This is a genomic window from Acinetobacter sp. Res13-Abat-PEC15-P4-01 (assembly GCF_015676285.1).
In the GTDB taxonomy this organism is placed as follows: Bacteria; Pseudomonadota; Gammaproteobacteria; order Pseudomonadales; family Moraxellaceae; genus Acinetobacter; species Acinetobacter nematophilus.
Genome location: NZ_JADAIN010000043.1, coordinates 42776 through 56451 on the forward strand (window position 1 = coordinate 42776; position 13676 = coordinate 56451).

13 protein-coding genes are annotated in these 13676 nt (G+C 39.1%); 4 read left to right on the forward strand and 9 right to left on the reverse strand.

Features of this window, described 5'->3' with window-relative positions; genetic code table 11:
* A complete protein-coding gene (locus IMO47_RS15890) occupies positions 1-3597 on the forward strand; it encodes an AAA family ATPase (RefSeq protein ID WP_196074717.1) in 3597 nt (1198 codons plus the stop codon).
* A 43-nt stretch (positions 3598-3640) separates the two neighbouring features.
* Here IMO47_RS15890 and IMO47_RS15895 read toward each other — a convergent pair whose 3' ends face one another.
* From IMO47_RS15895 to IMO47_RS15915, 5 genes are all read right to left on the reverse strand, one after another.
* Positions 3641-4039, reverse strand: a complete 399-nt coding sequence (locus IMO47_RS15895) for a hypothetical protein (RefSeq protein ID WP_196074716.1) — start codon at positions 4037-4039, stop codon at positions 3641-3643.
* A gap of 100 nt (positions 4040-4139) precedes the next feature.
* A complete protein-coding gene (locus IMO47_RS15900; protein WP_196074715.1) occupies positions 4140-4895 on the reverse strand; it encodes a hypothetical protein in 756 nt (251 codons plus the stop codon).
* 230 nt (positions 4896-5125) lie between these two features.
* Positions 5126-5911 (reverse strand): hypothetical protein, encoded by a 786-nt coding sequence (locus tag IMO47_RS15905; RefSeq protein ID WP_196074714.1) that lies wholly within the window; start codon positions 5909-5911, stop codon positions 5126-5128.
* A 177-nt stretch (positions 5912-6088) separates the two neighbouring features.
* On the reverse strand, positions 6089-6922 hold the full coding sequence (locus IMO47_RS15910) for an undecaprenyl-diphosphate phosphatase (RefSeq protein ID WP_196074713.1): 834 nt from the start codon (positions 6920-6922) through the stop codon (positions 6089-6091).
* 125 nt (positions 6923-7047) lie between these two features.
* Complete coding sequence (locus tag IMO47_RS15915) at positions 7048-7740, reverse strand: YggS family pyridoxal phosphate-dependent enzyme (protein WP_196074712.1); 693 nt, start codon at positions 7738-7740, stop codon at positions 7048-7050.
* Positions 7741-8187: 447 nt separating this feature from the next.
* Between IMO47_RS15915 and IMO47_RS15920 the strand changes: the two genes are divergently transcribed.
* On the forward strand, positions 8188-9225 hold the full coding sequence (locus IMO47_RS15920; protein ID WP_005030845.1) for a type IV pilus twitching motility protein PilT: 1038 nt from the start codon (positions 8188-8190) through the stop codon (positions 9223-9225).
* 27 nt (positions 9226-9252) lie between these two features.
* Positions 9253-10371, forward strand: coding sequence for a PilT/PilU family type 4a pilus ATPase (locus IMO47_RS15925; RefSeq protein ID WP_196074711.1), 1119 nt, complete (start codon positions 9253-9255; stop codon positions 10369-10371).
* Positions 10372-10443: 72 nt separating this feature from the next.
* Here IMO47_RS15925 and fur read toward each other — a convergent pair whose 3' ends face one another.
* Positions 10444-10881, reverse strand: a complete 438-nt coding sequence (gene fur, locus IMO47_RS15930) for a ferric iron uptake transcriptional regulator (RefSeq protein ID WP_009585810.1) — start codon at positions 10879-10881, stop codon at positions 10444-10446.
* Positions 10882-10993: 112 nt separating this feature from the next.
* Here fur and bamE point away from each other — a divergent pair, with 112 nt between their 5' ends.
* Positions 10994-11392: an outer membrane protein assembly factor BamE gene (gene bamE / locus IMO47_RS15935; protein ID WP_004828048.1), complete on the forward strand. Its 399-nt coding sequence runs from the start codon at positions 10994-10996 to the stop codon at positions 11390-11392.
* Between the two features lie 80 nt (positions 11393-11472).
* Here bamE and IMO47_RS15940 read toward each other — a convergent pair whose 3' ends face one another.
* The 3 genes from IMO47_RS15940 to IMO47_RS15950 form a co-directional block, all read right to left on the reverse strand.
* Entirely contained in the window at positions 11473-11808 is a 336-nt protein-coding gene (locus IMO47_RS15940; protein WP_196074710.1) for an RnfH family protein, read from the reverse strand.
* Positions 11809-11813: 5 nt separating this feature from the next.
* Positions 11814-12896, reverse strand: a complete 1083-nt coding sequence (locus IMO47_RS15945) for a hypothetical protein (protein ID WP_198426927.1) — start codon at positions 12894-12896, stop codon at positions 11814-11816.
* 200 nt (positions 12897-13096) lie between these two features.
* Complete coding sequence (locus IMO47_RS15950) at positions 13097-13552, reverse strand: bacteriohemerythrin (protein WP_004828043.1); 456 nt, start codon at positions 13550-13552, stop codon at positions 13097-13099.
* Between the last annotated feature and the right edge of the window lie 124 nt (positions 13553-13676).

The following is a 13676-nucleotide window of genomic DNA, read 5'->3' on the forward strand; positions in this document are numbered from 1 at the left end:
GTGAAAATTTTATCCATACGACTTAAAAATTTAGCCTCGCTTTCTGGTGAACATTTTATCGATTTTGAATCCGAACCATTGGCTTCAGCTGGCTTAGTCGCAATTGTTGGGAAAACTGGGGCTGGAAAGTCAACGATTCTGGATGCGATGTGTCTTGCCCTGTTTAATAAAATTCCACGCTTGAAAGACAGTGATGGCAAGTTACAAGATGTAGATGGCTCAGAGCTTTTAACAAACTCCCCGCTGACAGTACTTCGTCGGGGTACGGCGCATGGTTTTGCAGAACTTTGTTTTGTTGCACAGGATCAAAAACATTATTTGGCCCGTTGGGAACTAAAACGTTCACGAGAAAAAGCAGATGGGAAACTGCAAAGCGTACAACGCTATTTAAAATGTCTGACTGATGCAACGGTGATTGCGGATAAAGCCAAAGCCGTAGACAGCAGTATCTATAAAATTACGCAATTAAGTTTTGAACAATTTACCCGAGCTGTACTTTTGGCTCAATCTGAGGTTACAGCCTTTTTAAAAGCACGTGATAATGAACGTGGAGAGCTACTTGAATATTTAACCAATTCAGCAATTTTTGGAAAAATTGGTCAATTGGCGTATGAGAAAACCAAATTGGTGGCATCAAAACGCAAAGAACTGGAAAATCTACTCGGTCACATTGAACTGTTGTCTGATGAAGATCTGGCCGAACTATCAGATCAATTTCAACACATCGAATCAACCTATCAAAAATTAGAAGCGGAAAAAACGCGACTTGAAAAACAATGGCTCTGGTTTGAACGCAAACAGAAATTAGAATATGAAATTATTCAAAAACAGCAATTTGTCGATGTACAGCTTAAAGTACAACATGACTTAATGCCTGAACGTAAACAATTAAATCGTTTAGAAGAATTTTCTGAAATTCGCCCAATTGTTGTTCAACAGCAACAATTCTTTAAAAACCAACAGCAGCTTACGCCACAACTGCAGAAGCAACAGCAATTGTTTGATGGGCTGAATGTTCAATTTGAACAGCAAAAGCAAAATTTTACTCAAGCGGAAGCAACTTTAAATGATATACAGAATTTTGAAAGTACACATTTTGAAGCATTAAAAGAGGTACGCAAATGTATTCAAGAACGTGACTTTATTGGAACAGAATTTAAAAAAATTCAATCTAAACTCAATCAATTAGAACAATCAAAACATCCTTTGCTGAATCAGCAACAGGACATTGGGCAGCATATTCAACAGCTTACTCAACAACAGATGCATTTAAGTCAACAACTTGTTGAGACACAGCAATTTTCAAGTCTGGACAAAGGCTTGACAGCACATTTGCAACAACTCAGCCAATTTATCCAGCATTATCCAGACATCGAAAATCAACTTGGAAATTTGAACCAAGCCGAAGCTAAACTCACTGAGCAAAGTGCGCAATTACAGGCTTTAATTGATCAGTCTGGTACAAAAGACCAGCTAGAAACGTTGCTTGAACAAACTCGCCAACAACGTGAAATAACACTCTACCAACTGAATCAATTTGATGTCCTGCAACAGAAATTACAGCAATTTTTTGAGTTGCAGTCAGAATCTCAACAACTTACAGCTCAAATTCATCAGCGTAATACACAGTTTCAGCAACTTGAAAAAGCGACCGTTCGATCAGAACAGGAGTATCACAAAGCAAAACAAGCGCGAATCAAGCTACAGGATGTCCTTCAACAACAGCGTTTATTGCATGCAGAAAATGTTGAAAGTTTAAGAGCAGCCTTAAAAGAAGATCAACCCTGTATGGTCTGCGGTAGTACCAAACATCCTTATAAAGTGGATGATGCAGTAGTATCTAAAGCGCTGTTTAATTTACAGCAGCAACAAGAACAGCAAGCCACACTTCAAGAACAAGACAGCCTGAAAATTTGGCAACTCAGTCAGCAGAACTTAACTCAACTCAATACCGAACAACATCAGCAGCAGACTTTATTAAAACGTCTTGTTGAACGAATCACAGCGACTCAGCAGGCGTGTACCGAACAAATCGATGCGCTTAAAATTAAGCTTGATCTTACTCAAACGCAGTCTGAAATCATGTTGCAGTTACGGCAGTTGACTGAACAATTCCAACAGCAGATTGAGCAAATGGATTTACAGTCCAAACAATGGATTCAAACCATTAAAATGCAGCAGCAATTGATGCAAAGTACTCAACATACAGTCAATTTATTACAGCAAGCCAAAAGCCTTCAGCAGCAAATTCAGCATATCGTTTTATGCTTGTCTGAGAAAGAACAAGACATGTGGCAACAGCAGACGATCACCACCGCAGAAAATGTCTGTAGCCGTTTAAAACAACGTGCGCAACAACTTGATCAACAGGAACAGTACGGCAAACAATTAGATCTCTACACCCAACAACAGCATAACATTCAACTCAACTTAGACAATATCTCCAAACATATTATCGAAGCCTCTCAAAGCTTGGCTGAGATTAAGCTCCAAGGACTACAAAATACCCAAACTGCGAATCAATTGATTTACCGCATGACCGGATTAAGTGAGGTCAAACCAAATGAATGGTTATTACAGCATGATCAGCAACGCCAGCAATGCCATCAGCATTATCAACAACTCAAACAAAGCTTTGAGCAATTGCGCAACCAATTCGAACAAGAAAAGAGTCAACTTGGACAGCTCAAGGCGCAGGCGGAGCAAAATTTAAATCACCTCAATCAAGTAAAGTCAGAAATCCAACAATGGTTGATACAGCACCCAGATTTTCAATTTGAAGATTTAAGCAACTTGGCACAAATCACACCGGTACAAGCGCAGCAAATTCGACAGCAACTACAACAAGCTGAACGTGCATTGAATGAGGCCAATTCAGCACTTAAAACCATTCAGGAACAACTCACAGAGCATCTAAGCCTTCAACCTGAAATAGAGAGCAATGAATTACAACAATTGAGCACAAGAAATAGCGAAGCGCTGAAAACTCAAATTGAAATTCGTGATCATCTTAAGCTGAAACTTGAACTTCATCAGCAAAACCTCATAAAACAAAAACAATTCGCCGATCAAATTCATAACGTACAGCAAGAGGAACATCGCTGGGGAAAAATTTCAGCTTTGATGGGGGATGCGACAGGTAAAAAATTTAGAGATTATGCACAACAGTATAATTTGGATATTTTACTTGAACACGCCAATCAACAATTGGCAATGCTGTCTCAACGCTATACGCTAAAGCGTCTCGAAAACTCACTCAGCCTAGCCATAATTGACCATGATATGGATGGAGAAACCAGATCTGTTGCATCTTTGTCTGGTGGCGAGTCTTTCTTGACCGCACTTGCACTTTCTCTTGCAATTGCCAACATGGCTTCTGGCTCAATGAAAATTGAATCCTTATTCATTGATGAAGGTTTTGGAACACTCGATGCTTCATCATTACATATGGTGATGAATGCTTTGGATCAACTACAGAACCAAGGGCGAAAAGTTGTACTGATTTCACATATACAGGACATGCATGAACGTATTCCCGTACAGATTCAGGTCAGACCTTTAGGTGCAGGTGCCAGTACCATAGAAGTGGTCAGTTAAAAAAGAGGAAAACGTGACCTCCTCTAAACTCGATTTAACGTATTCAGTACTGCGCTAAATATTCTTTTTTGGCTTGATCACAAATTGCTTTTTTATCGCTCAAACCTTGTGTTGCCGATGCAAGGGTTTCATCAAAGGTCGTATCAAACTGTTTATAGTCACGATCGTACTGCGCTTTGTATTTTTGGTTGTTTTTCAATACCGTGATTGAACTCTGAATTGCAACACACATCGGATAAAGTTCCGCTCGATCTTGAGTCTGAGTTGCACGTTCAGTGATTTCCTCGATTTTTCCCAAAATCGTATCAAAGTTCTTTTGAAATTTAGCATAACTCGGCTGAGGAGCAACAAGAGCTTTATATTGATCTTCAATTGGATTGGCAAATGCTTGTATGGAAGCCATGCCCAGTAAAGTGATCACACAAACTTTGAGTAATTTCATTGTATATTGACTCTTTTCTGTTTTGTTTATTGATAGATTTAAGTTTTTTTAAAAGCATAGATGGTTTCCATAAACACGCTATGCTTGCTCAAAAGATGATTTATCGGTCCGCTGGAAATGCATTCGGTGGTGGCGCATATTTATTTACCGGTTTAGCTTTTTCTTCTGGGGCTTCCAACTCATAGACCACTGTACCGATTACACCTGTATTCTGGATAGAGCCTTGATCAGAATTTGCAGCATAGGCATCTTTCGGTTTACTAAAGGTAAAAGAAGCAACAGCCGAATCACTCTTACGGAAACCCTCGATTTTCAAGGTGTCATGTGCATGCAATACATAACCGGCATTGTTCCGGGAAGCTTCACTGCCATTGATTACATCAATACCATCAACACTGGCCACAATTTCAAAGGTCTTGTCCGTATTATTTTCATACTGTAATTGATAACTTTGCCCCTCTCGCCCTGACAAATAATAATTTTGCCCAACACGATGCATCGGAATGTATTGACCATGATCATCGACCACAGAGAAACTCACTTTCCCTGCCGCCATTGAAATAGAATTCACTGCTTTTCCTTGATAATTTTTATCAGCATATTGCACAATTGTTTCAGCCAAAGATTCGTCAGATTTACGTTTTAACTGCACTTCCGTCACTTTGGAATCAATTTCATCGCCCCACTTGGTTCCCAGTTTTTCATCAGCAGAGACTTGATTATTGGCAGCTTCAGCAGCAGCATCGGTATTGGTGGTTTCAACGGAAGAGTTGGATGAACTTTCATCTGTTTTTTTCGAACAAGCAGCAAGAAAAATACACAACAAAAGACAGAGAAATATATTTATATTTTTCATTATAAAAACCTATTTTAAAGTAATAAGTTGCAATCCAATCATTATAATGTCTTGTATGTATTCAATAACATTGAACAATTAGAAAGATGAGTCCTGAGATTATTATCGGGCTCATCATAACGGAGTGCAACTGAGTGTACTATTTTTTAATTATTGCAATTGTGTAACATTATAACATCCCAGAGCATTCTAGAATGCTATAAAACCATAGCGTTTCTGAACTCAATGTCTTAATCTGCTGGAAACGCATTTGGAGCAGGTGCATAACCCTTGTTTGAGTTTTGAGCTGGCTGATATTGAGGTGCTTGTAATTCATAAACCACTGTTCCTATCACACCTGTATTTTGAACAGATCCATTTGCAGAATTGGCAGCATATGCATCTTTGGGACGGCTAAAAGTAAATGAAGCCACTGAAGAATTACTCTTTCTAAATCCCTCAATTGCGAATGAACTGTATGGACGTAATACATAGCCACTATTCGATCGTGAAGCTCGACTGCCATCTAAAACGTCCAAACCGTCTACGCTTGCAACAATTTCAAATGTTTGGTTGCTGGTATTTGAATAGCGAAGTTGATAACTTTGCCCATCTATCGCTGAAAGATAATAGTTTTGCCCATCACGATAAAGCGGCAAGATTCGACCACGATCATCAACAATAGAAAAACTCACTTTTCCCGCTGCCAAAGAAATACTGTTGATACTACGCCCCGAGAATTGCTTATTGGCATAACGCACTTGAGTTTCATCAATTGGACGATTGCTTAAGCGTTTTAAATCCACTTGAGTGACATACGAGTTTAGATCATCCCCCCATTTTGTCCCCAAACGTTCGTCCGATCGAACCTGGTTTTGTTTGGATGTCATACTAGCAGGTCGAGGTGCGGGTTTGGCTGAAGGTGCAGGTTGCGTCTCTAAACTCGCAGTATCATTGGATGGGATATATTTTGTCGTGCTACAAGCAGTGATCAAAGCACAAAGACTTAACCACAATAATATTTTGGATTTATTCATATTTTATTCCCAGTTTATAAATTTTATTTTAATGAGTATAGTCAACTTGAGAACAACTGTGCATTGAAAATTGTAGAATATATTTTAAAAAACGGATTCTGTTGTCTGGGACAAATAACGCCATGCATTTGTCCTCAACAAACCGTCTATGATGATGCTGTAATGGTCGAATTCCATTTAACTCAAAGCTAAAACGACACCGGCAAAACCAATACAATAAAAACCAAACAAGTGCCAACGCCCATGTTCAAGCCAACTGGATAACCATTTTAAAGCAGCAAGACCTGCAATGAAGCTAAACACCATACCAAGTACACTTGGTAAAAGCAGTTGAGTTAAATGCATATTTTGAAAGTTTTCCGCATGCATGAGACGATAGAATTCTTTAACAATCACAGCAGGGGTAAGCACGACAGCCAACGCAAAACTGAACTCTTCAGCTTTTTGCCGAGCAACCCCCAAGAATAATCCTGTTGAAATGGTTGCACCTGAACGGGAAAATCCACGAAATGGCAAACATAATGCCTGTATCGCACCAATCCATGCCGCACTTTTCCCGCTGATTGCACCAGTTTGTCCACGATCTAAGCGCGCAGATAAAATAATCAATATCCCTGCTGAAACCAAGGCGGCTGCCATTAATTTTGAATTGCTAAATAGCTGTTCTATTTCAAAATGATTTGCTCCTGCAAAAAAGACATGTTTAATCACGGCTTGTAGAGTCAATCCAAGTACGCCGGTAATGCCTGTGGCAAGAATAATAAAACCGGCTTGTTTCTTAAAATCAGCCTTTGATGAAAAATATGTTTTACGCCAAGATGACCAAAAATAGACAATGACTGCAAACATTGTTCCTGTATGTAGCATGACCAACAGAAAAGTCATATCAGGTGCAGAGGGATCAAAGCCCATTAATTTTTCGGCCAAAATAACATGGGCAGAACTCGATACAGGAAGTAGCTCGGCCAAGCCTTGTATGATGGCAAGAATAAGCACATGAAAAATAGTCATCAATGCTCTCTAAGGTTTAAAATGATGTATGCCTTATACGTTTACAGCATTAAAACTAAATTAAAATAAACTTAAAGCCATCACAAAAGCAGTGTTCTACTTCAAGTATTTCACCGGCTACGGCTTTAATTTTTATTTGAATAATCTCGTGCACCAAACAATGCCGTACCAATCCGGACCATGGTTGCCCCCGCCGCAATGGCTTCAGCCATATCCCCTGACATTCCCATACTCAAGGTGTCCCAATCTTCAGGATGAGCATGGTGAACTTTAACTTGATTAAATAACTGCTTGGCATCTTGAAATGCCTGAGTATGATGCGGTGCAGGAATCACCATAAGCCCTCTTAACTTTAGATGAGGCAACAGACTGACTTGCTTTACCAACTCAACGACCTCTTCAGGCTGACAACCATCTTTGCTGTCTTGCGCATCAATATTCACTTGCAAACAGATATTTATAGGAGCTTGTGCTGCTTCTCTTTGTTTTGATAAACGTTCGGCAATAAGAAAACGATCTACCCCATGTACCCATGCAAATTTTTCAGCCAGATGTTTGGTCTTATTGCGTTGTACATGACCGATAAAATGCCACTCGATATCCAGATCTTTTAAATCTTCCATTTTATCCAAAGCTTCTTGTAAATAGTTTTCTCCAAACGACTGTTGCCCTGTGCTATACATTTCTCGTAATAATGAACTTGGATGTGTTTTAGAAACCGCCAGTAATTGCACCTCTCCCAGATCACGATTTGCAGCCAAACAGGCATCCTGAATTTGCGCTAATACATGATTTCGAGCTTGATTTAGATCATTCATTGACGGGGTTCTCATTTCATAAAAATTTCAGCTTCCAAGCAATTAAATTGTTGGTTATGCTGAGTGAAAAGCCTTATTATTCTACAAAATAATCAGGGTATGTTGACTGTACATCAATGGCTTGTATGTGGCAGGCAAAAAATTAATCAAACCATGAGTGAAATATAAAGAATAGCAAAACTATTTTAAAATTTCATAACACAGTTTGAAATAATTTTAGCCATAAGCAGTGTAAGAACAAAGCATTACTTAGTTCTTCATGCACGACAAAACCAGAAGCTTGGATATTTTTAGTGTTGCATTGTTACTTTGCGAAATGTAGTTTCTCATCATTTAGAATAACTAAATTTGCTCCTGCACGCAGAGTAACATTAAAGAATATGCTGAATCACAGACATAGATGAATCATCTTCATCCTAGGCAAATAGTTTTTTATTCGGGGACATTATGGATATTACAGAATTATTGGCGTTTTCCGTTAAAAATGGTGCGTCTGACTTACATCTTTCAGCAGGTATGCCACCGATGATTCGTGTTGATGGTGAAGTCCGCCGTATCAATTTACCAGCGTTGGAACATAAAGAAGTTCACCGACTGGTCTATGACATCATGAACGATAAACAACGCCGTGATTTTGAGGAACAATTAGAAACGGACTTCTCTTTCGAAGTTCCCGGCGTTGCCCGTTTCCGTGTCAACGCCTTTAACCAAAACCGCGGTGCGGGTGCAGTATTCCGTACCATTCCATCCAAAGTTCTGACGATGGAAGATTTAGGTCTAGGGCAAATTTTTAAAGACCTCTGCGACCTGCCTCGTGGTTTGATTTTGGTTACCGGCCCAACAGGTTCTGGTAAATCCACCACGTTGGCTTCAATGATTGACTTCATCAATGACAATCGTTATGACCATATTTTAACTGTTGAAGATCCAATCGAATTTGTACACCAGTCTAAAAAGTGCTTGATCAATCAGCGAGAAGTACATCGTGATACACATGGCTTTAACGAAGCACTACGTTCTGCACTCCGTGAAGATCCAGACATTATTCTGGTCGGTGAGATGCGTGACCTTGAAACCATTCGTCTTGCACTTACTGCAGCAGAAACAGGTCACTTGGTATTTGGTACCCTGCATACCACTTCTGCGGCAAAAACCATTGACCGTGTGATTGACGTATTCCCTGCTGAAGAAAAGGACATGGTACGTGCCATGCTTTCTGAGTCTTTACAGGCCGTTATTTCTCAAACCCTGTTGAAGAAAAATGGAGGGGGACGTGTTGCTGCGCATGAGATCATGATTGGTATTCCAGCAATCCGTAACTTAATCCGCGAAAATAAAGTTGCACAAATGTATTCAGCAATTCAAACAGGTGCAAATTATGGCATGACAACGCTGGATCAGAGCCTGAAAGCATTGGTTGCCAAAGGCGTGATTAGTCCTCAAGTGGCACGAAATGTCGCAAAACAACCAGAATCATTCCTATAAATAAGATGGATTATTGAGGCTTAGAAGATGGACTTTAATGACTTGCTCAACATGATGATTGAGCAGAAAGCATCCGACTTATTTATTACCGCAGATGTTGAACCATCCATGAAAATTAATGGTCAAATCGTCCCGGTAGTAAAAACCAAATTAAACGGTGAAATCATCATGCAGTTGCTCAACTCAATCATGAGTGAAAAGCAGCGTAAAGAATTTGCCGATACGCGTGAATGCAACTTTGCGATTACCAACCGGGATAAAACGGCTCGTTTCCGTGTCAGTGCTTTTCAACAGCGTGACATGCCAGGTATGGTTTTACGTCGTATCGAAACCAAAATTCCGACCATGGATGAGCTGAAGTTGCCGCCTATTCTCAAAGATCTTGCCATGACAAAACGTGGGATTATCATCTTTGTTGGAGCAACAGGTACAGGTAAATCGACATCGCTCGCCTCAATTATTGGTTATCGTAATCAGAACTCTAAAGGTCATATCATTACCATTGAAGATCCGATCGAGTTTGTCCACGAACATGCAGGCTGTATTATCACTCAACGTGAAGTCGGTATAGATACCGACTCTTTTGAAATTGCCTTGAAGAATACCTTACGTCAAGCCCCTGATGTTATTCTGATTGGTGAAATTCGTTCACGTGAAACTATGGATTATGCGATCGCTTTCGCTGAAACAGGACATCTGGTTTTTGCGACACTGCACGCCAACAATGCCAACCAAGCCATTGACCGTATTATTCACTTCTTTGAATCTGACCGTCATAGTCAATTGTTTATGGATTTATCGCTCAATCTTAAAGCCATGGTTGCACAGCAGTTAATTCCAACACCAGATGGCAACTCACGTCGTGCAGCGATTGAGATTCTGATCAACTCTCCTCTTGTTTCAGATCTGATTCGTAAAGGTGATGTACATGAAATTAAAGATTTGATGAAACGTTCTCGTGAATTGGGCATGCAAACTTTTGACCAAGCCTTGTTTGATCTTTATAAAGCAGGTCAGATTACCTATAAAGATGCGCTAAAACATGCCGATTCACCCAATGATTTACGTCTACAGATCAAACTGGATGAAGAAGGTGGTGCACAGTTATTGAATGCCAACAGCAAATTGACTTTTGATGGTCAATAAACATTACAAAATCTTTAAAATGAAAAGGGAGCTTCTAAAAGCTCCCTTTTCATTTGTTGTATTTATGTGATTTTAACGCTTACGATAAGCTTCCTGACATTCAGGCTCATCACAGTAACCATATAGATTTAGAGAATGACCAGTCAACTGGAAGCCATGCTTCTCAGCAACTGCATGCTGTTCATGCTCGATGGTATCATTAGTAAATTCAACGACTTTATTACAATTTTGGCAAACCAAATGATCATGATGATCTTCTTGCATAATTTCGAAAACAGAATGATTGTTCTCAAAATGATGACGCTGAATAATTCCAGCAGCCTCAAATTGTGTTAACACACGATATACGGTCGCTAGACCAACATCTTCACCTTGTTCAAGTAATGTTTTATAAATGTCTTCCGCGCTCAAGTGGTGTTGTCTTGAATTTTCTAATAATTCCAAAATCTTGATTCGTGGTAGGGTAACTTTAAGTCCAGCTTTGCGTAAATCTTGATTTGAAATAGGCATATAAAAAGGTCTCTCAACAAATTTTAAGTTGGAATATGCAACAGAGTTGAGATGCAGTATGATCTATCCTTGGATCAATTGCATCATAATTAATTTGGGATAGTGTAGCAAAATGCAAAAAATCATGCTGACGTTATTCGTCGCTTCTTTACTTGGTGGTTGTTCTGTATTTGGAGTATACAAAGTTGATATTCCTCAAGGAACACCATTAACCCAAGCTCAAGCCTCAAAAATTCAAGTCGGTATGACCTACCAGCAAGTGAGATTCTTACTCGGTAGCCCAACAATTTCAGATCCAATGAATCCTGGACGTTGGGATTACATTTACAACTATATCCCTGGAACCTATGCAAAAAAAGCAAAAATTCCAGCAGCACATGGTCAACACTTAAAGGTTTATTTTGATCAATCAGGCATTGTAAACAAAATCGAAGGTTTGGAAACCATTCCTGAGTCACAACCTGGTTTACCCGCTTCTAAAGAAGCGATATTGAATGCGCCCCCACTATAGACACTTTGTCATAAAAAGAAACCCCTCATTGAGGGGTTTTTCATATGCATTCAATTGTTTAAAGCGATAAGCTTAACCAGTTAAGATTTGAATAACAGCTGCTGATAACGATTACCACGACAATAACGTCCAACAGGATTGGCTTTGGCGCGATTCCGACGAATGTCTTTGGGGTTAATGGTTAGAGCTCTATAAATTTCAACGCGATCGCCTGCTTGAAGCAAATGAGATTGATCTTTAATCTTGACACCAAAGATGCCGAAATTAAAATTTTCAGGCAGTTCTACTTGCTCAGTCAGACCACTTTGGGTAATTGCATCAGCAATACTCATCCCCTGAGAAAATTGTAACTCAATGTGAAATTGTTGCTTTTCGGTCGCATAAGCCACCCAAATTTTATCCACTTGATTCACCATTGCCCTTAAATAAATTGTCCGATATAAGCAACCAATGCCAGTAAAATGGCTAAAGGTAAAATAATTCGCACAGCAATACGCCAAATATTGTAAAAGGCTTCTGAACTAAAATTAATGGCTTTTCGTAAGTGGCTAATTTTCATCATCCAACCCACAAAAATTGAATAAATCAAACAAATCACCAAGCCCCAGACCATTAGCAATGGATTAAATATCACTGCAATGTTTGGAATCGCCCAAATAAACAATGCCACCAAAAGCACTGCAAATTGAATCACCTCAGCCATTTGGCGCTGCACTAACTGCTCTCTGCCCAATTGCAATAATAGAGCAGCGGAAATAATCGCAGTCAACAATAAAGTGTAAGCAGGAATTTGTGATGAAACCGCAAAGAAACCAAATGCAATCACTGCAATCAATTGCGCAATCCAGATCGGTATTGCCGTTTTGGTCGCCTCATTGTTCTGTTGTACATTGAGCAAACTTGTTTGCCAATACAATCCTAACCCCAACCCTGTAGCAACCAAAGCTAAAATTGTGGCATTACCCCACTCTTTGAACTCAACAGCTGTCACATGCCAAGTCTGTAAACCTGTGCCAAAAACCTGAGCCAAAACCAAAGCAACCAGTACACCAAGACTGGTTAAACCGATTAAAAACTGCCGCGGAATAAAAGATAAGGCAAAAGCAACCACAGCACTGCCAATAAAAAGCAAATGCGGAGCAATTTGAATTTGCGCAATATTTACAGCACTGGCGCTAATATTTGAAAGTATGCCTCCTGCAAGGAATGGAATAAATACGACTGCCAGCCACCCAACAATACGCCAGGATTGTGATGCATCTGCGTCACGAGTTAAGCTAGACAAGGCATTTAATGCGGTTGTTTTAGAGCGTTTTGCTAAAGCTACTTCTAAATAGGTAATCGGCAATGCCAAAATCAGCATTGACACTAACCACAATATCCAAAAATCAATTTGTCGATCAATTTGAATACCCAGGCTTGGTGCTAAGCCTGCAATAATCATGAATGATAAACAAAATGCCATGAGCGGCGATAACCATCGTGACATAGAATAATCCTGCATGAGGTGTTTCGTAAAAAGTTCTGCTATTTTGCCTTTGTCGATGCTGAAAATCAAAGCTTAAAAGAAAAAAGCAAACCACCCCTCGATGATTTGCTGCGCTAGACTTTTTTATAATCTCTGTTATTTCTTTTTATCCCCTCTGAATTTTTTTAATTAGAGAGCTGGTCATTTTCATAACTTAGGCTGAAATCAGCATGAGGCTATGAAAAAAATCGTGCAAACCAATTTTTGCCTTTTTTCTTTTCATTTTCCTTAATGATTCCCATCATATTTAATTTCACAGCCCCAACATAATCAGCGTCATCGTGCTGAATATGATTAATTAACCATTTAGACAAGACTTCATGTAATTCTTTTTCGATTGAATGACCTTGTTCAAAACTTTCACGGTAACTCTCAATACGTTTAATAAATAAATCATGGACACGTTTATGAGGCACACGATATTTATACCCCGCTTCTTCTTGTAAACTTTCTTCAAATGTAAAATGTGATTGCGTATAATCGATAATATTATCGAGTATTTGTTTAATACGAACACGATCCGTTGCTATACCAATTTCATCAATCTCATTGATGTAATCCAAAATCCTTCTATGCTGATCGTCAATCACATCGATACCAGTATTATATTCTGGAATCCATTTCATCTTCATACGATCACCTTAAAAAATAATGTCTTGACCTTTAAAATTCATATTAACGAGAATTAATTCAAATAAAAATGAACTGTATTACTCGGGATTCATTAAAAAAAACGCATTATTATTTAAGCTATTG